At 63.5% G+C, this 25,179-nt stretch carries 24 protein-coding genes and 1 riboswitch; of the genes, 14 read left to right on the top strand and 10 right to left on the bottom strand.

The window, feature by feature from the left end; all coding sequences use genetic code 11:
* Positions 1-141 precede the first annotated feature (141 nt).
* From MJ643_RS03370 to MJ643_RS03355, 4 genes are all read right to left on the bottom strand, one after another.
* Complete coding sequence (locus MJ643_RS03370; protein ID WP_208209415.1) at positions 142-1,029, bottom strand: pirin family protein; 888 nt, start codon at positions 1,027-1,029, stop codon at positions 142-144.
* Positions 1,030-1,125: 96 nt separating this feature from the next.
* Entirely contained in the window at positions 1,126-2,100 is a 975-nt protein-coding gene (locus tag MJ643_RS03365) for a hypothetical protein (protein ID WP_013972785.1), read from the bottom strand.
* Positions 2,101-2,164: 64 nt separating this feature from the next.
* A complete protein-coding gene (locus tag MJ643_RS03360) occupies positions 2,165-3,049 on the bottom strand; it encodes an alpha/beta hydrolase (protein WP_013972786.1) in 885 nt (294 codons plus the stop codon).
* Between the two features lie 21 nt (positions 3,050-3,070).
* Positions 3,071-3,691 (bottom strand): LysE family translocator, encoded by a 621-nt coding sequence (locus MJ643_RS03355; protein WP_208209416.1) that lies wholly within the window; start codon positions 3,689-3,691, stop codon positions 3,071-3,073.
* A 133-nt stretch (positions 3,692-3,824) separates the two neighbouring features.
* Between MJ643_RS03355 and MJ643_RS03350 the strand changes: the two genes are divergently transcribed.
* The 8 genes from MJ643_RS03350 to MJ643_RS03315 all read left to right on the top strand — a co-directional run bounded on the left by MJ643_RS03350 (position 3,825) and on the right by MJ643_RS03315 (position 11,234).
* Entirely contained in the window at positions 3,825-4,304 is a 480-nt protein-coding gene (locus MJ643_RS03350; protein ID WP_023662847.1) for a GNAT family N-acetyltransferase, read from the top strand.
* A 130-nt stretch (positions 4,305-4,434) separates the two neighbouring features.
* Positions 4,435-4,658, top strand: a riboswitch (cobalamin riboswitch).
* Between the two features lie 92 nt (positions 4,659-4,750).
* On the top strand, positions 4,751-4,939 hold the full coding sequence (locus MJ643_RS03345; RefSeq protein ID WP_003258255.1) for a CbtB domain-containing protein: 189 nt from the start codon (positions 4,751-4,753) through the stop codon (positions 4,937-4,939).
* A 9-nt stretch (positions 4,940-4,948) separates the two neighbouring features.
* Positions 4,949-5,635: a CbtA family protein gene (locus tag MJ643_RS03340; protein ID WP_013972789.1), complete on the top strand. Its 687-nt coding sequence runs from the start codon at positions 4,949-4,951 to the stop codon at positions 5,633-5,635.
* Positions 5,635-6,021, top strand: coding sequence for a cobalamin biosynthesis protein (locus MJ643_RS03335; protein WP_247726597.1), 387 nt, complete (start codon positions 5,635-5,637; stop codon positions 6,019-6,021). The genes MJ643_RS03340 and MJ643_RS03335 overlap by 1 nt, the downstream gene beginning before the upstream one ends.
* Positions 6,022-6,052: 31 nt before the next feature.
* Positions 6,053-6,805: a precorrin-4 C(11)-methyltransferase gene (gene cobM / locus MJ643_RS03330; protein WP_013972791.1), complete on the top strand. Its 753-nt coding sequence runs from the start codon at positions 6,053-6,055 to the stop codon at positions 6,803-6,805.
* Positions 6,806-6,871: 66 nt separating this feature from the next.
* Positions 6,872-7,114: a DUF1272 domain-containing protein gene (locus MJ643_RS03325; protein ID WP_013972792.1), complete on the top strand. Its 243-nt coding sequence runs from the start codon at positions 6,872-6,874 to the stop codon at positions 7,112-7,114.
* Positions 7,115-7,333: 219 nt separating this feature from the next.
* Positions 7,334-7,948, top strand: a complete 615-nt coding sequence (locus MJ643_RS03320) for a response regulator transcription factor (protein WP_023663311.1) — start codon at positions 7,334-7,336, stop codon at positions 7,946-7,948.
* 13 nt (positions 7,949-7,961) lie between these two features.
* Positions 7,962-11,234, top strand: a complete 3,273-nt coding sequence (locus MJ643_RS03315) for a transporter substrate-binding domain-containing protein (protein ID WP_013972794.1) — start codon at positions 7,962-7,964, stop codon at positions 11,232-11,234.
* Here MJ643_RS03315 and MJ643_RS03310 read toward each other — a convergent pair.
* Both MJ643_RS03310 and MJ643_RS03305 read right to left on the bottom strand, forming a co-directional pair.
* The gene (locus tag MJ643_RS03310) at positions 11,209-12,528 is read right to left on the bottom strand and encodes a PAS domain-containing methyl-accepting chemotaxis protein (RefSeq protein WP_208209417.1); all 1,320 of its coding nucleotides are present in this window, start codon (positions 12,526-12,528) and stop codon (positions 11,209-11,211) included. The genes MJ643_RS03315 and MJ643_RS03310 overlap by 26 nt on opposite strands.
* 138 nt (positions 12,529-12,666) lie before the next feature.
* Positions 12,667-13,686, bottom strand: a complete 1,020-nt coding sequence (locus MJ643_RS03305) for a LacI family DNA-binding transcriptional regulator (RefSeq protein WP_024087200.1) — start codon at positions 13,684-13,686, stop codon at positions 12,667-12,669.
* Between the two features lie 206 nt (positions 13,687-13,892).
* Between MJ643_RS03305 and MJ643_RS03300 the strand changes: the two genes are divergently transcribed.
* From MJ643_RS03300 to MJ643_RS03290, 3 genes are all read left to right on the top strand, one after another.
* Positions 13,893-14,432 carry a gluconokinase gene (locus tag MJ643_RS03300; RefSeq protein ID WP_015270531.1) on the top strand — a complete coding sequence of 180 codons (540 nt, stop codon included), beginning with the start codon at positions 13,893-13,895 and terminating at the stop codon, positions 14,430-14,432.
* 111 nt (positions 14,433-14,543) lie between these two features.
* Positions 14,544-15,896, top strand: a complete 1,353-nt coding sequence (locus tag MJ643_RS03295) for a GntP family permease (RefSeq protein WP_013972805.1) — start codon at positions 14,544-14,546, stop codon at positions 15,894-15,896.
* 84 nt (positions 15,897-15,980) lie between these two features.
* Complete coding sequence (locus MJ643_RS03290; protein ID WP_013972806.1) at positions 15,981-16,274, top strand: hypothetical protein; 294 nt, start codon at positions 15,981-15,983, stop codon at positions 16,272-16,274.
* Positions 16,275-16,443: 169 nt separating this feature from the next.
* Here MJ643_RS03290 and MJ643_RS03285 read toward each other — a convergent pair whose 3' ends face one another.
* From MJ643_RS03285 to MJ643_RS03270, 4 genes are all read right to left on the bottom strand, one after another.
* Positions 16,444-17,871, bottom strand: coding sequence for a sigma-54 dependent transcriptional regulator (locus MJ643_RS03285; RefSeq protein ID WP_013972807.1), 1,428 nt, complete (start codon positions 17,869-17,871; stop codon positions 16,444-16,446).
* Positions 17,840-19,333, bottom strand: a complete 1,494-nt coding sequence (locus MJ643_RS03280; RefSeq protein ID WP_024087202.1) for a HAMP domain-containing sensor histidine kinase — start codon at positions 19,331-19,333, stop codon at positions 17,840-17,842. Before MJ643_RS03280 ends, MJ643_RS03285 begins: the two co-directional genes overlap by 32 nt.
* A gap of 297 nt (positions 19,334-19,630) precedes the next feature.
* Positions 19,631-21,091: a HAMP domain-containing sensor histidine kinase gene (locus MJ643_RS03275; RefSeq protein WP_013972809.1), complete on the bottom strand. Its 1,461-nt coding sequence runs from the start codon at positions 21,089-21,091 to the stop codon at positions 19,631-19,633.
* Positions 21,092-21,362: 271 nt separating this feature from the next.
* Positions 21,363-21,947: a lytic transglycosylase domain-containing protein gene (locus tag MJ643_RS03270; protein ID WP_013972810.1), complete on the bottom strand. Its 585-nt coding sequence runs from the start codon at positions 21,945-21,947 to the stop codon at positions 21,363-21,365.
* Between the two features lie 186 nt (positions 21,948-22,133).
* Here MJ643_RS03270 and gspG point away from each other — a divergent pair, with 186 nt between their 5' ends.
* The 3 genes from gspG to mexE all read left to right on the top strand — a co-directional run bounded on the left by gspG (position 22,134) and on the right by mexE (position 25,172).
* A complete protein-coding gene (gene gspG, locus MJ643_RS03265) occupies positions 22,134-22,559 on the top strand; it encodes a type II secretion system major pseudopilin GspG (protein ID WP_003258264.1) in 426 nt (141 codons plus the stop codon).
* Between the two features lie 11 nt (positions 22,560-22,570).
* Positions 22,571-23,761, top strand: a complete 1,191-nt coding sequence (locus tag MJ643_RS03260) for a type II secretion system F family protein (RefSeq protein ID WP_013972811.1) — start codon at positions 22,571-22,573, stop codon at positions 23,759-23,761.
* Between the two features lie 169 nt (positions 23,762-23,930).
* Positions 23,931-25,172: a multidrug efflux RND transporter periplasmic adaptor subunit MexE gene (gene mexE, locus MJ643_RS03255; RefSeq protein WP_015270540.1), complete on the top strand. Its 1,242-nt coding sequence runs from the start codon at positions 23,931-23,933 to the stop codon at positions 25,170-25,172.
* Positions 25,173-25,179 lie beyond the last annotated feature (7 nt).

Below are 25,179 nucleotides of genomic sequence, written 5' to 3'. Positions count from 1 at the left end.
ATCGGTCAAAAGCCGCTTAAAAAACTTCCCTAAAACCATAGAATCTCCCACAGGTACAGCGACAATCTCGGGAGCATCGCTGTACCTGTGGGAGCTGGCTTGCCGGCGATAGGGCCGGACAAGCCATTCAATCAACCAGGATCAATGCGCCGCACCGTCCCGCGCTTCCTGCATCTGCCCGAACCGCCCGGCATGGAAGTCGTCGAACGACTCGGCAATTTCCGCCTGGCTGTTCATCACGAACGGGCCATAGCCCACGATCGGCTCATCGATCGGTTCACCGCTTAGCAGCAGCAAGCTGGCACCTTCCAGCGCTTCCACCGCGACATCCTCGCCGCCCCGGTCAAACAGCACCAGGCTGGATGGGCCGGCTTCTCGCTCGCCGTTGATCCGCACGTTGCCGCGCAACACCACCAGCGCCGCATTGCGCCCGGTGGCAACCGGTAGCTGCAAGGCTGCACCGGCATTCAGGCGCAGGTCCCAGACATCCATCGCAGTAAAGGTCCGCGCCGGCCCCGAATGCCCACGATAGTCACCGGCAATCACTCGCAGGCTGCCGCCCTCGCCGTCCAGCGTCACCACCGGGATGTCCTGGGCCAGCAGCGTCTGGTAGCCGGCCGCTGCGCGCTTGTCCCGCGCCGGCAGGTTGACCCACAGCTGTACCATCTCCAGCGTACCGCCAGTACGGGCGAAACCTGGGGAATGGAACTCTTCGTGGATGATGCCATTGGCAGCAGTCATCCACTGCACGTCGCCAGGGCCGATCAAGCCGCCAGCGCCGGTGGAGTCACGGTGTTCCAGTTCGCCTTGGTAGACGATAGTCACGGTCTCGAAGCCGCGGTGCGGGTGCTGGCCAACGCCGCGCCGCGCACTGGTCGGGGTGAAGTCATGAGGGCCGGCATAGTCCAGCAGCAGGAACGGGCTGATCTTGCTGGCCAGGTTGTCGTAGGTGAACAGGCTGCGCACCGGGAAACCATCACCTACCCAGTGGGCGTGGGGGCTGCGGTGAATACCCAGAATCGTTTTCATGAGAAGGCTCCTCTCTTGGTTGAGATAACCTTACCAGTGAGACCAATCAGGCAATAGCCGGCTAAAATGGCATGCATCGTCTCATTTAAAGGACAATCAAAAAAAGACGGCGTGAAGTATCGGATGCCCCGCGTACTGCGACCTCAACCAATGCTCCAGCTTCAACGAAAAGGCTTGTCCCCGCCCCCTGAGTTCCCGATAGACCGGATCCGCCATGGCCTGGCCGGGGGTCAGACTATCCAGATGGCGGCGATTTTCCACCGAGGATATCAACTTGAGGAACACTGCGTAGTCTTCGAACAGAGAAGCGCTGTAGGGGTTGGAGTCACCGAGCAATGCCAGGCGTTGCAGAGGGGTGAGGGCCAGCAATTGTTGAAGTCGCATGATCTTCGACGGCGCAGCGAGGCCGTGGACTTCGGCAATCGCCACGATACCGCCTGCAAAAAGCAGTTTTCGCGAAAATTGCAGTTTGATGTTGCGTACTCCCCACGCCTTGCCTTCGGCCCTCTTTTCCTCGAAATTCGCCATGAGGGTGCGGTAGTAGCGGATCAGGTCGTTAAGCAGGAACCTGGCAAGCCCGCTTCCATGATCATCAGGAATATAACGGCGCAGCAGGTCATTCTGCCACCAGGCAAAGGCCTTATGCCCGAAGAGGGCGCGGCCCTCGAGCAACATCAGCATTCGCCTGGTCAGCGCCGTATTGTCTTCGCATTTCCAGCCTATGTGTTCGCTAACGTCTGAGTACAGCGCCAACGCCCCTCGGCCGAATTTCGCCTCGTCGCTTTCTCCCGGATGGCTGATGGGCCGGACAAGGTCGCTGACCTGGCACAATATGTCGTCCAGACGATCCGCCGGCAAACTGGTGTCATGCACGATGAAGAAGTCGATGTCCGAAACAGGCGAAACCTCGCATCGGCCATAGGAGCCCACGCTGACCACAGCCAGAGGTGAACGCCCCGCCAGCGGTGCAAGCGTGCTGTACAGGGCCTGCCTGAGTGACTCGATTGACTTGCAGGAGTAGTCGTAGCGTTTTTGCAGATACGATGGCTGTAGCAGGGTCTTGCTGGTCATGTTCGTACGCTCGGGCAAAGCCCAAGATTACTCACGCCTTTGCGCCCGGTGCTGTCTGGAAAAACTATCCCGCCGGTCCCTGCAGCAGGAAGGCCTGCACTTCTTCGGCACACGCCTCAGGATGCTCCTGCATGAAGCAGTGCCCACCTGCAACCTGCCTGCCGCTGACCTTAGGGTTGAGCGCCACCAGGCGATTTACCGAATGCGGTACGAAGGGGTAGGTGTGCTCGCCGTACAGCACCCGCGTGGGCGTACGGATTGCCGCCAGGCTCGCCCACATGCGCTTGGGGAACGAACTGAATATTTCCACTTCGCGGCTGGGCCGGCACTTGAGCACCACCGCTTCGCCACAGTCGCCAATGGCATGCTCCACGTAGGCCCGCAGCGCCGCATCGGTCCACCCCTTGAAGATACCCCGCCCATGCAGCGAAGCCAGGGCTGCCTCGCGGTCGGGCCAGTGGCTGCGACGGCTGGCAGCCTTGCGCGCCAGGGCATGGCGCTGGTGCAAGCCGACCAGGGCTGCCATCCCCATCACGCCCAGCATGCGCCGGCTGAACAGTACCGGGTCGAGCAGCACGGCACGCGCGAACAGTTGCGGTTCACTGGCCAGGATCAGGCCGGTGAGCACGCCACCGAAGCTGTGCCCGACGGCAAAGCGCGGTACGTCACCATACTCGCCTCGCCCGGCTGCAAAAGCCTCCACCGCCAACGCAGCGGTCCGGTTCCAGCCACGGAACACCCCGCCATGGTCGCTGTCACCATGGCCCTGCACATCGCTGAGCCACAGGTCGAAATGTTCGCCCAGGCGCATCAGCAATGGCTGGTAGGCCAGGCAGCAGAAGCCGTTGCCGTGCAGAAAATGCAGTAACGGCTTGCCACTGGCCGGGGTTCGCCAGCCCCGCAGGGTGAAGCCTTCGGCGCATTCGTGAGACCAGGGGATCAACTGCATCGGCTTACTGTACTCGCGGGGTCAGGAAAACGCTGATTCTACAAACAGCAGCGGGTACAGTGAAATCACCAGCAACAAGGCCATCAGGACATTGAACAGCATCAGCCAGCGCGGGTTCTGCAACAAGTTGCGCAGGGCGCTGCCGAACATCACCCACACCCCGGCGCTCGGCAGGTTGACCAAGGCGAACAAGGCGGCAATGACAATGACGTTGGTCACATAGCCCTGCGCCGGCGTGTAGGTGGTGATTGCCCCGACTGCCATCACCCAGGCCTTGGGGTTGACCCACTGGAATGCCGCTGCTCCCCAGAAGCCCAGCGGTTTGCGGGCACTGGACGAAGCTGTGCCAACCGGCCCGGAGGTGGCGATCTTCCAGGCCAGGTACAGCAGGTAGGCGGCACCGGTATAACGCAATACCGTATACAGCGCCGGCCAGGCCTTGAACACCTCGCCCAGGCCCAGGCCGACAGCCAGCACCATCACCATGAAACCGACACTGATGCCCAGGGCGTGGGGGATCGAGCGACGCACACCGAAATTCACCCCAGAGGCAAGCAGCATGGTGTTGTTGGGGCCAGGAGTGATGGAAGACACGAAGGCGAACAGCACGAAGGCGGTCAGCAGGTCGGCAGAGGCAAGCATGGCAGGCAATCCACTTTTTTTATGGGTGCTGTCACACTAACGGAGTCGCCCTCCTCTGCGACCGGCACAGTTTAACGAAATTGTATAGATACACATCTCTGTACCGTTACCATCAGATCAAGGAAGCCGCCCCATGAGCCTCACCATCCGTCCTGCCGTTCGCGCCGACGCCGAGCAGATACTTGCCTTCATCACCGAGCTGGCAGAGTACGAACGCGCCCGCCACGAGGTGATCGCGAGCGTTGCCGATATCGAGCACAGCCTTTTTGGCGAGGGCAGCACCGTGCATAGCCTGATGTGCGAGCGCGATGGCCGGGCAATCGGCTTTGCCGTGTATTTCTATAGCTACTCGACCTGGCTCGGGCGCAACGGCATCTACCTGGAAGACCTGTACATAACGCCCGAGCAGCGCGGCGACGGTGCCGGGCGGCAATTGCTGCGGCACATCGCCCGCGAGGCGGTGGCGAAGAATTGCGGACGGCTGGAATGGAGCGTTCTGGACTGGAACGAGCCGGCTATCGGCTTCTATCAGAAGCTGGGGGCCGAAGCGCAGGATGAGTGGGTGCGCTACCGACTGGACGGGGACAAGCTGGTGGCGTTTGCCCGGGGCTGACCGGGAGCGCTTCGCAATCCCTGTGTAGGCTTGAGCCGCGAACACTGGCGCAGCCGGTGCCATGCACAGAGTACCCGAGGTGCCGGCAAACTCGATTCTGGCAATTGACGGCAGCCCCGCCCCATGGTCTCCTTATGCCTCGCGTTCAGGTGCCCCCGATGGGGGTGAAACGGGAAACCGGTGCGTCACAGGCCCTCCAGCAGGGCCGGACAAGGCCGGTGCTGCCCCCGCAACGGTAAGCGAGCGAAGCGTCTGTACCACTGTGCCTGATCCCCGGCATGGGAAGGTGACGCTTTCCAGGAGCCTGGCTCCTCCTCGCAAGCCCGGAGACCGGCCTGGCGTTCATGAACACCCCGCGGTGGGCGGGCGCTGTTGCATTCCCCTGGGCTGCCACGCTCGGGGCTGCCGCGCTTGCCCGTTGCCCACAAAAAGCAGAGGAACGCGTCATGCCCGTCACCAGCGCCAAGCAACACAGCATTACCACCCCCGTCACCCTCAGCCAGCGTGTCGTCATCGCCATCGGCGCCAGCCTGCTGGGCCTGTGCCTGGTGTACTTCGCCGGCTTTTCGCACATCGAGGCCGTGCACAACGCCGCCCACGACACCCGCCACAGCGCCGCATTCCCCTGCCACTGAGTACGCCCGATGATCACACGCATTGCCCGCACCGCGGGCTTCAGCGGGTTGCTGGCGGCCTTGCTGCTGACCCTGCTGCAGAGCTTTTGGGTCGCCCCTCTGATTCTCGAAGCAGAAACCTACGAATCCTCGGCCCCCATCGCCGAGCACGAGCATGCTGGCGAAGTGGCAGCGCATGAGCACAGCGCCGAAGCCTGGGCACCTGAGGACGGCTGGCAGCGAGTGCTGTCCACCACCGGCGGCAACCTGGTGGTCGCGGTCGGCTTCGCCCTGATTCTCACCGCCCTGTACAGCCTGCGTGAACCCAAGCGAGCCGGCACCGGCGCACTCTGGGGCCTGGCCGGCTTCGCCGTGTTCTGCCTGGCCCCGACCCTGGGCCTGCCGCCGGAACTGCCAGGTACTGCCGCAGCCGACCTGGGGCAACGCCAGGCTTGGTGGATCGGCACCGCCAGTGCCACCGCGCTGGGCCTGGCCCTGCTGGTGTTCGCTCGCCACTGGTTGCTGAAGGCGCTGGGCGCTGTGCTGCTGGTCATTCCCCATGTGATCGGTGCGCCGCAACCCGAGGTGCACGAGAGCCTGGCCCCCGCCGCCTTGGAAACCCAGTTCAAAGTGGCCTCCTGGCTGACCAACGCCGCATTCTGGCTGGCCCTGGGCCTGCTCAGCGCCTGGCTGTTCCGGCGCTCCAGCCAGGCCTGATGCCTGCCTTCTACGCCGGCTTAGGCTGTCGTCGGGGTTGCCCGGCGGATACGCTGGAAATCTTGCTACGCCAGGCCCTGGGCAACCAGGGCCTGGCGTTGGCCGACCTGCAAGGCATCGCCAGCATCAGCCTGAAGGCCGACGAGCCCGGCTTGCAGCAACTGGCCGAACGCCTCGGTCTGCCTTTGGTGTTGTACGATACCGCGCAGTTGCAACCCTACGAACCCCGACTCAGCCACCGTTCCGCCGCTGCCCATGCCCACTGTGGCTGCTGGGGCGTGGCGGAGAGTGCGGCACTGGCCCTGGCCAGCCAGCGGGTTGGCACCGCCAGGTTGCTGCTGACGCGCAAGGTACTGGGCCCGGCTACCCTCGCCCTGGCCTGTTGAACGCTTCCCTTCTTTCCTGCAAGGACTTTCCATGACGGTCTACTTCATCGGCGCCGGCCCCGGCGACCCGGAACTGATCACGGTCAAGGGCCAACGGCTGATCCGCCAGTGCCCGGTGATCATCTATGCCGGCTCGCTGGTGCCGGCCGCCGTGCTCGAGGGCCACCAGGCCGAGACCGTGATCAACAGTGCCGAACTGCACCTGGAGCAGATCATCGCCGCCATGCGCAGTGCGCATGAGCAAGGCCAGGATGTGGCTCGGGTACACAGTGGCGACCCCAGCCTGTACGGCGCCATCGGCGAGCAGATCCGCCATCTGCAAACGCTGGGCATCGATTACCAGATCATCCCCGGGGTCACCGCTACAGCGGCCAGCGCCGCCCTGCTCGGCTGCGAACTGACCCTGCCCCAGGTAGCTCAGACCGTTATCCTCACCCGCTATGGTGACAGCTCGCCGATGCCGCCCGGCGAGCAGCTGGGCGACCTGGCGCGCCATGGCAGCACCCTGGCGATTCACCTGGGGGTCAAGCACCTGTCGCGTATCGTCGAAGAACTGCTGCCGCACTACGGCACGCACTGCCCGGTGGCGGTGGTGCATCGTGCCACCTGGCCGGACCAGGACTGGGTGCGCGGTACCCTCGGCGATATTGTGGAACGCGTCGCGGCCAAGGATTTCCGACGCACGGCGCTGATCCTTGTGGGCCATGTGCTAGGCGACACACCGTTTGCCGAATCGGCCTTGTATCGCGCCGGGCACGCCCACCTGTATCGCCCTGGCGACTGAGCATTGCCAGGTTCGCCGCAGGCGTAGCAGACTCCGGTTTCCCGCCTGCAAACAGGAGTCACGCCCATGCTGGACCTACGCCCAAACTGCGAGTGCTGCGATACCGACCTGCCGGGTGACAGCCCCGATGCGCTGATCTGCTCCTTCGAATGCACCTTCTGCCGCACCTGCGCCGAAACCCGTTTCCAGGGCCGCTGCCCGAACTGCACCGGCCAGTTGGTGGCACGCCCGACACGGGTCGGCCAGGCACTGGCCAACAACCCCGCCTCAACCCAGCGCGTGAGCAAATCACACTCCGCCTGCGCATGACGACTACAAAAACAGGCATCGCCGCTTTGCCAGGGTGATGTCTTTCCCACTTTTTGTAGGACTTTTCAACAACAAGCACGTGGACTTTCAACACTTCTATACTCGGCATTACCAAATTCCGGGAATGGTCGTATCGTGCAGCGCTTCCGATAACCCCACTTGCAGACGTATTCCTGAGTGATCCAGGAAGCGGACCACATCCTGACAGGAGTTTTCTTCATGACTACCGTGCTGATCGTCGACGACCACCCCATCGTCCGGCTGTCCTTGCGCATGTTGCTCGAACGCGAGCGCTTCCGTGTTGTCGGCGAGGTCGGCAATGGCAGCGAGGTGGCGCAGGTGGCCCGCGACCTGCGACCGGATGTGGTAATTCTCGACATCGGCCTGCCCGGCCTGGACGGCATGGAAGTGATAAAGCGCCTGCAATGCCTGGAGCCGGCGCCCAAGATCATGGTGCTGACCGGCCAGGCCACCGACCTGTATGTGCGGCGCTGCCTGGATGCTGGCATCGGCGCTTTTGTCACCAAGGAAGAAGACCACGAGGCGTTGCTGTTTGCCCTGAAAGCGCTGGTCAAAGGCTACTCGACCTTCCCTCAGATGTCGGTCAACAGCAACTCGCTGGAAAGCGAGCCAATGCGCCTGTCCAGCCTGTCCAACCGGGAAATGGAGGTGCTGCGGCGCCTGGCGCGCGGCGAGAACAACAAGAATATCGGCACCTGCATGAACCTCAGCGCCAAGACCATAAGCACCTACCGGGGCCGCATCATGGAAAAGCTCAAGACCGAATCATTGGTTGAAATGGTCGACCTGGCCAAGCGCAACAGCGTCTACTGAGCGCTCGATGACAATGAAGCGCCTGCTGGCAAGCGCCCTACTGGTCATCGGCCTGGCCGGTTCCGGCGCGCTGCTGGCAAACAGCGAACCTCGCCAGTTGCTGGCACGCTCGGTCAGCGCCGCGGCCCCGCTTGCGCTGTCCAGCGAAGAGCGGCATTGGCTACAGCAACGCCAGCACCTGGTACTTGGCAGTTCGCGCCCCGACTACCCGCCGCTGGAGATCAATGTCAGCCAGCACGACTACGAAGGCCTCAGCGCCGATTACGCTGGCATCATCGCAGAACAGCTGGGTACCACCATCGAAGTACGACGCTTCGACAGCCGCCACCAAGCCATCGCTGCGCTACGCGACGGCCGTATCGACCTGCTGGGCAGCTCCAACGCCTTCGAGGCAGCGGATGCCCAGCTCAGCCTCAGTTCAAGCTACGCCGACGATCTGCCAGTCATCGTCACCCGCGAGGGGCGCAGCCTGAAGAACACCCCCGACCTCGCCGGCCTGCGCCTGGCCATGGTCGATCATTACCTGCCGGCCAGCAGCGTCCGCAGCCTGTACCCCAAGGCACAATTGAGCCTGTATCGCTCGACCCTGGCCGGGTTGGCCGCCGTCGAACTGGGCGAGGCCGACGCCTACCTGGGCGATGCCATCAGTACCGACTTCGCGATTGGCAAGAGTTATCAGGGCACACTGAAGATCGACCACTTCTGCCAGGTTGCCCCTGGCGCGTTTGCCTTTGCCATGGCCAGTGACAACCCGCGCCTGCAACAGTTGGTCAACAAGGCGCTGGCGCGTATCAGCGAAAGCGAACGCCTGAATATCCTGCGCCGCTGGAGCAGTGGCAACACCAGCCTGCTGCTGCAGCGCCACCTCACCGCCCTGACCGCCGAAGAAGAAGCCTGGATAGCTGCCAACCCCAACGTCAGCGTGCTGGTCAACACTTCGCTGGCGCCACTGACCTTCAACGACACCAAGCACCGCCCCAGCGGCATCACCCTCGAGCTGCTCAAGCAGATCTCGCTGCGCACGGGGCTGCATTTCAAGCCGGTCGAAAGCCCGTCGGCGCAGGCAATGATCGAGCGCCTGGCGCGCGGGGATGCGCAGATGATCGGCGCATTGGGTTACAGCACAGACCGTTCGAAACAACTGCGCTATACCCGCCCCTACCTGGTCAGCCCACGGGTGCTGGTCACCCGTGGCGACAATGCATTACCGCCGCAGGCGATGGCGCTGGATGGCATGCGCATCGCCCTGGTACGCGGTTCGCCGCAACGGGCCGTGCTGCAACAACGCTATCCGCAGGCCAGGATGGTCGAGGTGGACAACCCGCTCGGCCTGATGGAGGCTGTGGCCAACGGTGCCGCCGACGTCGCCCTGAGCAGCCATATCAATGCCGCCTACTACATCAGCCATGTGTTCAAGGACCGCCTGCGCATTGCCAGCGTGCTCGACGATGACCCGGCCATCGCCGCCTTCGCCGTGGCCGCGGACCAGCCACAGCTGCAGGCAATCCTCGACAAGGCGCTGCTGAGCATTCCACCCGAAGAGCTGGACCAGCTGATCAACCGCTGGCGCACCACCACCCTGGTCAGTGACAGCCCCTGGCGCGACTACCGCACGCTGGTCTTGCAAGTGCTGGTGCTGTCGGCCTTGCTGCTGGCCGGGGTGGTGTTCTGGAACAGCTACCTGCGCAAGCTGATCAACCAGCGCACCGAGGCCCAGCATGCCCTGCAAGCGCAACTTGCGCTTAGCCGCGGCCTGCTTGAACAGCTGCGCCAGGCCAAGGACGACGCCGAACAGGCCAGCCAGACCAAAAGCACCTTCCTGGCCACCATGAGCCATGAAATCCGTACCCCGATGAATGCCGTGATCGGCCTGCTGGAGTTGGCCCTGGAAGACAGCCGCGGCGGCCGCTGCGACACCCAGACCCTGCAGACCGCCCACGATTCGGCCATTGGCCTGCTTGAGCTGATCGGCGATATTCTCGACATTTCCCGTATCGAATCCGGGCATATCACCCTGCAGCCAGTGCCCACCAACCTGGTAGAACTGGTACGCGCCACCGTGCGGGTGTTCGAAGGCAACGCAAGGGCCAAAGGCCTGCACCTGCACAGCGAACTGCCCGCTGCGCCGGTGTGGGTGCTGGCTGATCCACTCCGCCTCAAGCAGGTCTTGTCCAACCTTATCAGCAACGCCATCAAGTTCACCGACAGCGGTGAAGTCCAGGCCAGCCTGCTACTGCCCTCGCCCACCGACACTGACAGCCTGGCAGTAGAGCTGAGTGTGCGAGACACCGGCATCGGCATCAGCCCTGCCGACCAGGCCCGGCTGTTCAATACCTTCGTCCAGGCCGACGGCCCCCGGGCACGCCAGGGCGCCGGCCTGGGACTGGTCATCAGCCGCACGCTGGCCGAGTTGATGGGCGGTACCTTGAACTTGCAGAGCGTCGAAGGCCTTGGCACCAAGGTGCAGGTCAGCCTGCAGCTGCCCGCCTGCGCTGCACCGGTGCAGGCCGATCAGCACGACCCTGTGCTGGAAACAAGCAGCGGCCCTTTGAACGTACTGGTGGTCGACGACTACCCAGCCAACCTGCTGCTGCTGGAGCGGCAACTGCATACCCTGGGGCATCGGGTCACGCTGGCGGAAAACGGGGAAATCGCGCTGGCACGCTGGCAGGCTGCGCGCTTTGACCTGGTAATCACCGACTGCAGCATGCCGGTCATGGACGGCCACGAACTGACCCGCCGTATCCGCAGCCTGGAGGGCGAACGCGGCCTGACGGCATGCCGCATTCTCGGCGTCACCGCCAACGCCCAGGCCGAGGAGCGTGCCCGCTGCCTGGCCAGCGGCATGGACGAATGCCTGTTCAAACCCATCGGCCTGCGTACGCTCAAGACCCACCTGCCCCACGCCCACCCCCGGCAGCAGCCGACAGCACGGCGCGCCAGCGGGTTCAACCTTGGCGAACTGCGCCACCTGACCCAGGACGACGAACAACTGACGCGGAACTTGCTGCAGCAGTTGTCACAAAGCGTCAGCGAAGACCTGGCCACCTTGCGGGCGTTGCCAGCAGACGCCCCCGGCGAAACTTTGCGCGCCTTGGCTCACCGGATCAAAGGTGGGGCGAAGATGCTCAAGGTACGCACGCTGGTCAAGGATTGCGAAGCCATCGAGCAGGCCCACGACCAAGGCCTGCCGACGGTTGACCATCGCCTGCAACTACAGGCCAGCCTGGAGACCCTGCTGGACGAGCTGGGCGATGTGCTCAGTGCAATTGCAGCGTCGAACTGATCTGGCTGATAGCGTTTACCACGTGCCGTGAACCCTGCTGGATTTCCATGATCACCGTACCGGCTTCGTTGGCCAGCGCCACACCATGGCCGGTACGCTTCAGGCTCGACTGCATGCTGGCCACGGCCAACAGCGACAGGTCGTGGTTCTGCCGCACCACGTCGACGATTTCCAGTGTAGCCTTGCTGGTTCGCGCCGCCAGGCTGCGCACCTCGTCGGCCACCACGGCAAAACCGCGCCCGTGCTCGCCGGCGCGGGCCGCCTCGATGGCTGCGTTCAAAGCCAACAGGTTGGTCTGGTCGGCAATGCCACGGATTGTCAGCACTATCTGCCCGATCACATCCGACTGCCTGCTCACCGCATCGATACTGCGTGCCGCGTCGTTGAGTTCATGGGAAATCTGCTCGATCACCTGTACCGCCAGCTGTACTACTTCGGTGCCCTTGCGCGCGCAGGCATCGGTCTGTACCGAACTGGCATGGGCAGCATCGGCCGCGCTTTGCTGGGTGCTGACCTGGCGGGTGATGTCGCTGGCGAACTTCACTACCTTGTACAAGCGGCCCTTGCTGTCGAAGATCGGGTTGTAGGAGGCCTCCAGGTAGACCGTCTGGCCATGTTTGTCGACACGCTCGAAACGGTGCGAGTGGTATTCGCCGCGGTTGAGCGATGCCCAGAACTCGCGGTACTCGGCCGATTCGCGCTCATGCGCCAGGCAGAACAGCCCGTGATGGCGACCGACCACCTCGTCCAGGCGATAGCCCATGGTGTCGAGGAAGTTCTGGTTGGCCTTGATCACCCGGCCTTGCGGGGTGAATTCGATCACCGCCATGGAGCGGCTGATGGCCTTGAGCAGGCTTTCGCTCTCGTGCTCCTCCATCACTCGCTGGCTGATGTCGGATGCCACCTTGATAACGCTGGTGACCTGGCGCTGCTCGTCCAGTACCGGCATGTAGCTGGCTTCCAGCCAGACTTCGCGGCCGGCCTTGTCGATGCGCTCGAAGGTACCGCTGATGGCCTTGCCCTGCCCCAGTTCACGCCACAATTGCTGGTATTCGGCGCTTTTCGCGTAGCCAGGGTCGCAGAACAGCCGATGATGTTTGCCGCGCAACTCCTCGGCGCTGTAGCCCATGGCTTGGCAGAAGCGCTCATTGGCATCGAGGATCGTACCGTCGGGGGTGAACTCGATCATTGCCATGGAGCGGCTGATCGCCGCCAGCTTGGCCTGCGAGCTGGCCAATGCCTGATGACTGCGCTGGATTTCGACCAGATCGGACTTGCGGTGGAAATCGAACATGACGCCGGGCTCCTGTATGCGCGGTGTCCTGAGCATAGATCGCCGTTAGCGCCATGCAAGCACAGTGCTATCACCTTGTAATTATTGCATTCGCAATACGGAGCGCCATTCTTAACCGGGATGGGCAAGCGTCCGCCCTCAGGAACTTTCCCGCACCATCAACTCGAAGCCCAGGTCCTGCTGCGCATTCGGCACCCGCTTGCCATCGAGCAACGCCAGCAGCGCCTGCGCAGCACCGCGCCCCACAGCGGCGCGAGGCGTGCGAATCGAGGTCAGCCGCGGCACCATGTGCGCCGAAGCCGGCAGGTCGTTGAAACCGACCATCGCCACCTGCCGCGGCACCTCCACCCCTTGGCGCAATGCCTGCAGCACCGCGCCCTGGGCCAGGTCGTCGTTGCAGAAGAAGATACCGTCGACATCCGGCGCCTGCCGCATCAGTTGGCTGAACAACTCGCTGCCCAAGGCAATGGAAGAAGGCTCCGGCGTCAGCACTTCAAGCTCGGTCGCCTGCAAGCCGGCCTCGGCCAACGCCTGGCGGAACCCTTCGGCACGCTGCATCACTCGTGGGTCCAGCTGTGCGGCAATGAACCCCAGGCGCTTGCGCCCGCGCTCGATCAGGTGGCGGGCGGCGGCGCGCCCGGCCTGCTGCTGCGAGAAGCCGACGGACAATGCACCAGCTTCGCCATTCAGTTCCATCATGTGCACACAAGGTACGCCACTGGCCGCCAGCATCTGCCGCGATGCCTCGCTGCGCTCGAAACCGGTCAGCAGCATGCCGCAGGGCTGATAGGCCAGGTAGTTGCGGATGAGGTTCTCCTCTTCGGCAAGATCGTAGTGATAGTTGCCAATCAGCACCTCGAGCCCGCGCGGGCGCATGACCTCATGAATGGCTTCCAGCGTGTCGATGAACAGCTGGTTGGACAGCGACGGGATCAACACCACCACCGACTGGCTGCGCGCCGAAGCCAGGGCACGGGCCGCCGGGTTGGCGACATAACCGAGGCTCGCCGCGGCAGCAACGACCTTTTCCACCAGCTCCGGCGCAACCGTGCTGACCCCGCGCAGGGCGCGCGAGGCGGTAATCGGGGAAACCCCGGAAAGCCTGGCAACTTCTGCCAAGGTGGGACGACCTGTGGTACGGGAGCCGGTGCGGGACATGGATGTTGTAATTTTACTACTTGCAAGGAAAGGGAACGGCCACTAAGGTAGCGCTGTCTCAGGACGCAGGCAATGTAATCTTTGGTAGCAGCCAACGCGCGCTCGCCGCCAAGCGTCCATACTGCGTAGGGACAAGACCAATAACACCGGGGAGGTGGCTGTTCGTCGACAACGAGACAGCGCTATCTCACCCGCAGGAGGTACTGATGAATTCTCCCCTGTCCGCCATCGTGGTGATGGGCGTGGCCGGTTGCGGCAAAAGCTGCATCGGCGCTGCCATCGCTGCCAGAAGCGGCGGCCGCCTGATCGAAGGTGACGCTTTCCACCCTGCCGAAAACATCCGCAAGATGAGCGCTGGCATCCCCCTGGACGACAGCGACCGTGCCGGTTGGCTGGTGCGTCTTGGTCAGGAGCTGCAAGCCACGACCCAGGCCGGGGAACGTCCGATCCTGACCTGTTCGGCCCTCAAGCGCCGCTATCGCGACTCCCTGCGCGACGCCATGCCCGGGCTGGTGTTCGTGTTCCTCGAGCTGTCACCCGCCGAGGCGGAGAAACGCGTGCTGGCCCGCCCCGGGCATTTCATGCCGGCGAGCCTCATCGATAGCCAATTCGCTGCCCTGGAGCCGCCACACGGCGAACCCCTGACCCTGGCGCTCGACGCCACCCAGCCCATCGAAGCGCTTGCCGAAGCGGTGGACAGCTGGCTAAAGGGCCGCAGTGAGCCGGGCCTGGCACAAACCGCCTGACCCAGGCGGCTTTCCCGGCCCAACCGAGACAGCGCTACCCTGCCCCTCAAGCGCAAGCAAATTTGCAAAAAAGCTACGCCAAAACAACGATAAGACCGAGGCCTTCAAACCATGTTCGGACTGGCTACTGATACCTTCCTGCTGCTCGACGCGCTGGTTACCATCGTCGGGCTGATCCTGCTGATCACCCACTTCAAAGTCCATCCCTTCGTCGCACTGACCATCGCGGCCGGCTTCCTTGGCCTGACCTCCGGCATGCCGGTGGCCAAGGTCATGAAATCGTTCCAGGACGGTTTTGGCGGTGTTCTGGGCTTCGTCGGCATCGTGCTCGCCCTGGGCACCATGCTTGGCAAGCTGATGGCCGACTCCGGGGGGGCCGATCAGATCGCGCAAACCCTCATCCGCGCCTTCGGCAAGAAGAACGTGCACTGGGCGATGATGTTCGCCGCCTTCCTGGTGGGTATCCCGCTGTTCTTCGAGATCGGCTTCGTGCTGCTGATCCCGCTGGTGTTCATCGTCGCCCGACGCTCCGGCGTATCGCTGATCAAGATCGGCATTCCACTGCTGGCCGGCCTGTCGGTGGTGCACGGCCTGGTGCCCCCGCACCCGGGCCCGCTGCTGGCGATCGGCATCTTCCATGCCGACATCGGCAAGACCATCTTCTATGGCCTGATCGTGGCGCTGCCTACCGCCATCATCGCCGGCCCGCTGTTCGGTAATTTCATTTCCCGCTACATCCCGGGCACCCCGTCCCAGGAGCTGATGGACCAGATCGCCAAGGAGTCCGACCAGGGCAATCTGCCGAGCTTCACCATCACCCTGGTCACCGTGCTGCTGCCGGTGGTGCTGATGCTGCTGAAGACCTTCGCCGACGTGGTGCTGCCTGCCGAGCACATCGTGCGCCAGTGGATGGACCTGATCGGCCACCCCATCACCGCCCTGCTCGCTGCCCTGCTGCTGGCCTTCCATACCTTTGGCTCGGCCCGTGGCTTCAACCGTCAGCAGATCATGAAGATGCTCGACCAGAGCCTGGCACCGACTGCGGCGATCGTGCTGATCGTGGGTGCCGGCGGTGGCTTCAAGCAGATGCTGGTAGACACCGGCGTGGGCAACGTGATCGGACAGATGGCCGTACAGGCGGAGATTTCGCCCATCATGCTGGCCTGGCTGGTAGCAGCGGTAATCCGTATCGCCACCGGTTCCGCCACGGTCGCCACCATTACCGGTGCGGGCATCGTTGCACCGGTGATCGACCTGGTGCCGGGGGTCAACCGTGAACTGCTGGTGCTGGCCACCGGCGCTGGCTCGTTGATTCTGTCCCACGTCAACGACGCCGGCTTCTGGCTGGTGAAGCAGTACTTCAACATGACCGTGGCGGAAACCTTCAAGACCTGGAGCATGATGGAGACCATCCTGTCGATCGTCGGCATCATCTTCATCATGTTGCTGTCGCTGGTGGTGTAACCGTTGATCGGGGTAATGGCACCTTGAAGCTTCGGGTAGGGCCGAAGGGAAGTATCAGCCCTACCAGAAGCAAAGGAGCCTGCCATGCCCCGCTCAAGCATCCTGCTTATTGCCCTGCTCGCCGCGCCGTTAGCCATTGCTGCCGGCACCGGCCCCACCTACCCCGACGACCCGCACAACCCGGCGCCCAAGCCGGGCGCGGACAGCACCCTCAACCCGATCGAAAAGCCCATGCCGCGGGACACAGACCCACGCATAAAGGGCAACGACCCGGACAGCCCGCCAGCTGAACAGAATGACAACCGGGATTTGCCAGGGATGGATGGCAGTGGCTCGGAAGGTACCGGGCGGCAGGGAGCAGCCGATAATCAGCGTTGATCAATGCCCCTGAATGCAACTGTCTTGCTCAAATTCCAAAAGTTGCCGCAATCCCTGTAGGAGCGGCTTTAGCCGCGAAGAATCCAACACGGTGATGGCACCGGCTGCGCCGGTGGTCGCGGCCAAAGCCGCTCCCACAGGGGCCCCTGTACGGCCCATTATCCGATGCTCACCACTGGCGCTTGTCCGGCCTGGTCAGCCCCAGCTTCTCGATCCGGTACCGCAGCATATCCCGCGACAGCCCGAGCATGCGTGCCGACTTGGTCACGTTCCAGTCCGTGCGGTCCAGGGTCTTGCACACCAGGTCGCGCTCCATGTCCGGCAGGCTGGTGCCGGGCTCCGGTTCGTGCCGAGGCATTTCGAACACCGCAGGCGCCGCCTGCTGCACCAGCGGCTCGTCGATCAAGGTCATGCACAGGTTGAGCTGGTGCGCCTGCACCACCTCGTTCGGCGCCAGCAGCACGGTCTGCTCCAGCATGTTGCGCAGTTCGCGCACGTTGCCTGGCCAGCTGTAACCGAGCATCAGGCTTTCCGCCTCGGCGGAAAAGCGCAGGTTCGGCTTGCCATAACGCCGGCCATGATGGGCCAGGAAATGCCGCGCCAGCAGCAGCACGTCCTGCCCGCGGGCATACAGGCGCGGTACCTTCAGGGCAATGATACGCAGGCGGAAGAACAGGTCGCGGCGGAACTTGCCCTGCTGCACCATCTGCTCCAGGTTGCAGTTGGTAGCGCTGATCACCCGCAGGTCGACCTTGCGCTCCTTCACCGCGCCGATCCGGCGGATACTGCGGTCTTCCAGCAACTTCAGCAGCTTGGCCTGGAGCACCAGGTCCATCTCGCCAATCTCGTCGAGGAACAAGGTGCCCCCATCGGCAGCCTCCACCAGGCCCACCCTGCGCTCCTTGGCATCGGTAAAGGCGCCCTTCTCGTGGCCAAACAGCTCGGCCTCCAGCAGGTTGGCCGGGATCGAGGCGCAGTTGAACTCGATGAACGGCCCCTTGCTGCGCGAACCATCGAAATGCAGGGCGCGGGCCACCAGCTCCTTGCCGGTACCGGTCTCGCCTTCGATCAGCACCGGTGGCAGGTCGTCGCTGGCCATGCGCCGTTCTGCATCCAGCACTTGGCGCAGGGTGTGCTTGAGGGTGAGCATCGCCGGTGATTCACCGATCAATGCCTGCAACCCGGACTTCTGCGCCTCGCGCTCCTGGTAGAACGACAACGTGCGCTCCATGCGCTCGGCAGCCAGCGCCTTGTCCAGGGTCAGCTTGAGCTCGGCCAGCACCACGGGCTTGGTCAGGTAATGGAAGGCGCCCTCCTTCATTGCCTGCACGGCATCTTCCACGTTGCCATAGCCGGTCATCATGATGACTTTCAGGTCCGGCACCTGCGCCACCAAGGTACGCAGCAGGTCGTGCCCGCTCATGCCCGGCAGCGAGTTGTCGGTCAGCACCGCATCGGGCTGGCCCCGTTTTATCTGCTCCAGCGCCAGCTCCGCGCTGTGGCACACGGTGACCTCGAAGCCCTTGAGGCCGAGGTAGGTGCGAATATTGTCGGCGAGAATTTCATCATCCTCGACTACCAGGATGCTTTGCTCCATGGTCCCCTCCCGCTGCGATATTGAATGTGAGGCTGACGCGGGTTCCTTCCTCTTCACGGCTGCTCAGGCTGACCGAGCCGCCAAAACGCTCCATGATGCGTTTGACCAGGGCCAGGCCTACACCCAGGCCGCCCTGCTTGGTGGTGTAGAACGGCTTGAACACCATCCGTTCCTGCTGTTGGCTCATGCCCTTGCCGGTATCGCTAAGGACGAACTCGGCACGCTGCCCATCCTGCACATTGACCTGGGCGCACAGCATGCCACCTTCAGGCATGGCTTCCAGGGCATTGGAGAACAGGGTGTTGAGAATCTGCGTGAGCTGTAGCGGCTGGCTGGCCACCCATTGCGACCGGGGGCCTTCGTAGCAGAAGTACACACCGTTGCGTTCGATCTGCTGGGCGAAGGCCAGGTGGGTGTCCTCGATGGCCGTCACCAGGTCCACGGCCTCGGCATCGTCACTGGTCGGGCGCAGCGACACCAGCAGGTCACGCACCCAGCGCGACATGCGGTCGACCTGGCTGATGATGTCGGTGATGTTCTTCTGCGCCGCGGGGTTGGCGATTTCCTGAGCCAGTTCGGCGCTGGAGCGAATGTTGGCCAGCGGGTTGCGCAAGCTATGCGCCACGGCCGAAGACATCTCGCCCAGGGCCACATAGGTTTCACTGGCCACCAGCCGGTCCTGCTGCAGGTGCAGCAGCTGCGCGGCGCGGCGCACGATCCAGAACAGGCCGAAGTAGACCAGCGCCCCGCCCACCAGGGTAGAAGCCCAGATCAGCACATAACCGCGCTGGATGCGTAACACCAGGTCCTGCGGCTCCTTGTAGATTTCCACCATGGCCAGCACCTGTTCGCCCTGGCTGTCGAACAGCGGGATGTAGTTCTCGATGAACAGGAAGCGCGGTTCACGCTGGAACTTCTGCTCTTCGCGGTCATCCTCGGCCTGGTGGTAGCTGGCCGATACCGTCTTGCGCGAGCGGAAGGCGCGGTCCAGGTCACCATCGGCCTCGATTCGCTTGCCGATCAGCTCCCGGTTGGTCGACCAGACAATGGTGCGGTCGCGGGCATAGACGTTGGCCAGCAAGGTGTCCGGCAGGTGCTCCACATGGTCGAGGAACTCGACCCGGGTCGATTCGGCCAGCTCCGGGGTGAACTGCAAGTGCTGCTGGTCCAGGCGCGGGTCAAGCAACTCGCCCATGGTGGTGCCCGGCGGCAACTGCGAATGACGTACTTCGGCCTGGGCCATGGCCTGGATGAACTGGGCGGTGAGCATGGCATCGCGCTCGACGCTGTCGCGCACCACGAAACGCGTCGACACATAACCCAGCCCGCCCGCCACCGAGGCGATGATCAGCAGGCTTATGACCGAAAACCAGCGCAGCAGGTTGAATTCGCGCAATGGCACGGCCACACCGTTGGCGGTAGTACTGGCCTTGTCAGGAACTTCTTTATCCAGCATCTGCATCGCGTGCTTCCCGCCCAGGGCGTCCATTCAGAAATGCATCAAGGCGACAAATAGTAGCCAATTGATAGCACTCCACCCGTGCAGCCGCAGCCGCCATTTGTCGTGTGTTGCGCTCTGCCTGTCACATTGCAAGAACCCAGCCAGCCAACATGCCAATTCAAATTATCTTTGATTATCAATAGGTTGAAGACACATCTTAAATTAACTTGGAGGGCTATCCCCCACATTTGGGGGTTTTCACCCAAAAAACATTAAATCCTTTATAAACAATTAGATACGAGCATTTATTAATGTAAGTCAGGAGCCATTGACCAGCCGGAAACTCAGCGAAACCCGGGTGCCATGGCCTTCACTGCTGCTGAGGCGGACACTGCCCCCGAAGCGTTCCATGATGCGTTTCACCAACACCAGACCCACGCCCAACCCACCCTGCTTGGTGGTGAAGAACGGCCGGAAGGCCATGCGCTGCTGCTGTTCGGTCATGCCTTTGCCGTTGTCGGACAGGCGCAGGGTCAGGTTACGCCGGTCATGGCGCACCACCTCGACACGCAACCGCCCACCCTGCTCCATCGACTCCAGGGCATTGGCGATCAGGCTGCTGAAGATCTGCCGCAGTAACACCGGATGCCCCAGCACCTGCACTGCCGGTATCGGTTGCAGGTCAAGGCTCACTCCGCCGCGCGCCAGCGGCACTGCGTAGGTCTGCAGGCTTTCCTGCAATGCCAGCGGCAAATCCACCGCCACGGCCTCATCGTTGAGCGGGCGCAAGGACTGCAACATCTGGCGGATCCACTGCGACATGCGGTCGACCTGGCTGATGATGTCGTTGACGTTGCGCTGCGCCGGGCCATCGTCGAACGCCTGGGCCAACTCGGCACTGGAACGGATGCTGGCCAGCGGGTTGCGCAGGCTATGGGCCACCGCCGAGGACACCTCGCCCAGCGCCACGTAGGTTTCGTTGCTGATCAGCCGCTTCTGCTGCACCGCCAGCAGGCGCGCGGCGCGGTGCATGATGCCGTACAGGCCTACGTAGACCAGCGCGGCACCGATGGTGATCGCCAGCCAGATCAGGATCAGCCCATGCTCGATGCGCACGATCAGGTCATGGGGCTCCTTGTAGATCTCGACCATCGCCGTGACCTGCTCGCCATCGGCATCGAACAGCGGAATATAGTTTTCGATGAACAACTGCTCGGGTGGGATGACGAACTTCTGCTCGACGCGGGCCTGTTCGAAGTTGTGGTAGCTGGCCGAGACTCGCATCTTGTACTCGAAAGCCTGCTCCAGGTCCTCATCGCCTTCTATCAGCTTGCCGACCAGGGCCGGGTTGCTGGACCAGATCACCGTACGGTCCGGGGCATAGATGTTGGCCAGCAGCATGTCGGGCAGGTGCGCAATGTGGTCCAGGAACTCGCCACGCGCCCTGCGCCGGGCGTCCGGGTCGACATCGAGCAGGTTGGCGCGGTCGATGCGCGGGTCAAGCAGTTCACCCATGGTGCGCACATTAGGGATCGACACATGGCGCACTTCGGCATCGGCGATGGAGGTGATGAACTGCGCGGTGAGCAAGGCATCGCGCTCGATGCTCTCGTCGACGATGAAGCGGCTGGAAATCAACCCCAGCCCGACCGCTACCGAGAGGATGATGGCCAGGCTGACCCAGGCGTACCAGCGCAGCAGATTGAACGGCTTGCGTCGGGTGGCCAGTTCGTTACCGGCGGGTACTTCAATAACGTCGGAACAAGGGGCGATGTCCATGGCGGACTCCACAACTGAGCACCTTCAGAAGGTTATAGCCCAGAGTTGGGGAAACCATCGGGTCAGCTTGGTGGCATCCGCCGAAGGGTATTGTCTTGTTTCCCGTATTGAACGCACCTGCCTTGCAAAAATCCAGATGCTCACACGGCCCCTGTGGGAGCGGCTTTAGCCGCGAACACCGGCGCAGCCGGTGCCATGCACCGCGTTGGATTCTTCGCGGCTAAAGCCGCTCCCACAGGGGTCGCACCAGCGTTGAAAGGGGCTACAGGGGCTAATCACCCGTCAACCCCTGCAAGCGGCGGTACTCCCGCAGCACATTCGGTACATAGCGCCGGGTCTCGGCAAACGGCGGTACCGCACCACGGCGCAGCACCGCGTCCGGGCCGGCGTTGTAGGCCGCCACGGCCAGGGTGATGTCATTGTCGAACAAATTGAGCATGCGCTTGAGGTAGCGGGCCCCTCCCTGCACGTTGTCTTCCGGGTCCAGGCGGTTTTCCACGCCCATCTCGCGGGCAGTATCCGGCATCAATTGCATCAGCCCCACCGCGCCCGCTGGCGAACGCGCCTTGGGGTTGTAACCGGACTCGGCCTTGATCACCGCATGCAGCAACGCCGGGGGTACGTCGTGGGTGCGCGCCGCGGCGGCGACCAGCTTGGCGTAGGGGCGGCCGGTGATGAGCTGCGCGTTGGCCGGGCCGGCCTGGGCCTTCGGCTCGCTGATCACCGTTTCATAGAGGCGCCCGGGTCGATGGACGTTGGTCAGTATGTAGCTGCCTTTGGCGTCGATGGAAATGTACACATCGGCCTGGGCAGCACCTGCCACCAGCCAGATCAAACCGAGAATGAGTCCACGCATGTCGGTCGCCTCTTCGTGGTCTCCCCCGATGTTGGGGGATATACCCCGGAAAACCCGGTGTCGATGACCACGACGCAAGCACTGTGCCGCTTCGCGTGCCGCATGGTGCAAGGCGCCAGCGCAGGCGTGCACGGCTGTTGCATGGAGCCAGCAAAAGCTTGTCCCCATGCAGCGGAGGGCTTCACCATGCAGCGCAGAACCAACCCTCAACGTGGCTTCACCCTGCTCGAACTTTTGGTGGTGCTGGTGGTGCTCGGCCTGTTGGCCGGTATCGTCGCGCCCAAGTACTTCAGCCAGCTCGGCCGCTCCGAAGCCAAGGTGGCGCGGGCGCAGATAGAGGGGCTGAGCAAGGCCCTGGACCTGTACCGCCTGGAAGTCGGCCACTACCCCAGCAGTGAGCAGGGCCTGCAGGCCCTGGTGGTCGCCCCCAATGGCGAAGCGCGCTGGACCGGCCCGTACCTGCAGAAGGCCGTGCCGCAAGACCCGTGGGGCCGCGCATACATCTACCGGCAACCCGGCGAGAACGGCGGCGAGTACGACCTGCTGTCGATGGGCAAGGACGGCCAGCCCGGTGGCGACGGGGAAAACGCCGAAATCACCAGTTGGCAGTAGGGAGAACGGCCATGCGCTACAGCCTCAAGGCCCTGGGCAGGCAGGGTGTGGTGCAGTTGCAGATCGACGCCGAGGACGCCGACCAGGCCCGCCGCCAGGTCGAGGACCAGGGCTTGCGCGTGCTCAGCCTGCATGGCCACGGCGGCGCCTTGCGCGGCATGGCCTGGCGCCGCGAAGCAAGCTTTGACCTGGTGCTGTTCAGCCAGGAACTCTCGACCCTGCTCAACGCCGGCCTGCCGCTGATCGACGCGCTGGAAAGCCTGGCGGAAAAGGCCCCCGCAGCCGCAGCGCGCAAAGTGCTCGCCGAACTGGTCCGCCAACTGTACGAAGGCCGCTCGCTGTCCCAGGCCCTGGGCCAGCAGCCACGGGTGTTCCCGCCGCTATACGTGGCGCTGGTACAGTCCAGCGAGCGTACCGGCGCGCTCGGCGACGCCCTCGCCCGCTACATAAGCTACCGCCAGCGCCTGGACCTGGTCCGGCAGAAGCTGGTGGGTGCCTCGGTCTACCCGATGCTGCTATTGCTGGTGGGCGGTGGCGTGGTGCTGTTCCTGCTTGGCTACGTGGTGCCGCGTTTCAGCCAGGTGTTCGAGGGCATGGGCACCGAGTTGCCCTGGCTGTCTCGGCTGCTGATGCAGATCGGGCTATTCCTGCATGCCCAGCAACTACCGCTGGCATTGGGCGCCCTCGGTGCGGCCACTGCGCTGTGGCTGCTGCGCCGCCAGCCATGGGTACGGCGCTGGGCAGCCTGCCAGCTGCGGCGCCTGCCGGCACTTCACCAACGCCTGATGATGTACGAACTGGCGCGCTTCTATCGCTCATTGGGCATCCTGCTGCAAGGCGGTATCCCCATCCTCACCGCCATGGGCATGGCCCGCGGCCTGCTCGGCAGCGCGGCGGCCGAGGGCCTGGAGCACGCCAGCCAGCGGGTCGCCGAAGGGTTGCCCCTGTCCGATGCGTTGGAGGCCGGGCAACTGGTGACGCCGGTGTCGTTGCGCCTGCTGCGCGCCGGCGAGCAGTCCGGCAACCTGGGCGAAATGCTGGAGCGCTGCGCCGACTTCCATGACCAGGAAATCGGCCGCTGGGTGGAATGGTTCGTCAAGCTGTTCGAACCGCTGCTGATGACCTTCATCGGCCTGCTGATCGGCCTGATCGTGATCCTGATGTACATGCCGATCTTCGAACTGGCCTCGAGCATTCACTGAAATCTCTGACCCAGGATGAAAGCCCACGACCGAGCTGGCCATGTCTGCAATCGATGAATGATCTGCTCATATCATTCATCGTGATAATAACCTTCGTCCCGTTCGATTCGTGCCTCACGCGCAAGACACTCACACTCCGCCCACTACTAATACATTGGCGGAGTTCTCCATGGAACAATCATTCAAACCCTTGCGCTTCCCCCTCGCTGCCCTGGCAGTGGTGGTGATCAGCGCTTGTGGCCGAACCCCAGACGCAGTGCAGGCTCCCACCGCGCCGAAGGTCAGCGTGGCCAAGGTGATCGAGCAACCGATCAATGAATGGGACGAGTTCACCGGCCGCCTCGAAGCGCCGGAAACCGTCGAGGTACGCCCACGGGTCTCCGGCCAGATCGACCTGGTAGCCTTCACCGAAGGCGCCCAGGTCAAGAAAGGCGACCTGCTGTTCCAGATCGATCCACGCCCGTTCCAGGCAGAGGTCCGCCGCCTCGAAGCCCAACTGCAGCAGGCCAAGGCCACCGCCATTCGCAGCGCCAACGAAGCCCGCCGTGGCGAACGCCTGCGTGACAGCAACGCCATTTCCGCAGAACTGGCCGAATCGCGTAGCAGCGCCGCCGCCGAAGCCCGCGCCGGGGTCGACGCGATCCAGGCCCAGCTCGACCTGGCACGCCTGAACCTCAGCTTCACCCGTGTCACCGCGCCCATCAGCGGCCGTGTCAGCCGCGCCCAGTTCACCGCCGGCAACATCGTCACCGCCGATGTCACCCCGCTGACCAGCGTGGTCTCCACCGACAAGGTCTACGCCTACTTCGACGCCGACGAGCGCGTGTACCTCAAGTACACCCAGCTGGCCCGCGAAGGCCAGCGCGGCCAGAGCACCCCGGTGTACCTGGGCCTGACCAACGAAACCGGCAACCCGCACCTGGGCCAGATGAACTTCGTCGACAACCAGGTCAACCCGCGCACCGGCACCATCCGTGGCCGTGCGGTGTTCGACAACAGCGACGGCCAGTTCACCCCAGGCCTGTATGCACGCCTGAAGCTGGTGGGCAGCGCCCAGTACCAGGCCGTGCTGATCAACGACGAAGCCGTGGGCACCGACCTTGGCAAGAAGTTCGTGCTGGTCATGGACAAGGACAACAAGGCCGCCTACCGCGCCGTGGAGCTGGGGCCGAAGCTGGAAGGCCTGCGCATCGTGCGCAGCGGCCTGGGCAAGGACGACCGCATCGTGGTCAAGGGCCTGCAGCGTGTGCGCCCTGGCTCACCGGTCACCCCGGAAGAGACACCGATGGCCAGCGAACAGACCCTCGCCGCCCTCGCCCAGCAGCGCCAGGCCCTGGAGGCCAGCAACCCGGCGCCGAAGGTGGCGGGCAACAACGTGAAAGTCGCCAGCGCCCAGGCGCCACGCGGTTAAGGGACCA

The sequence above is a fragment of the Pseudomonas sp. PNPG3 genome (assembly GCF_023093815.1).
GTDB lineage: Bacteria > Pseudomonadota > Gammaproteobacteria > Pseudomonadales > Pseudomonadaceae > Aquipseudomonas > Aquipseudomonas asiatica.
The sequence above is the reverse complement of the archived record's forward strand: the minus strand, read 5'-3'. Positions and strand labels throughout refer to the sequence as shown.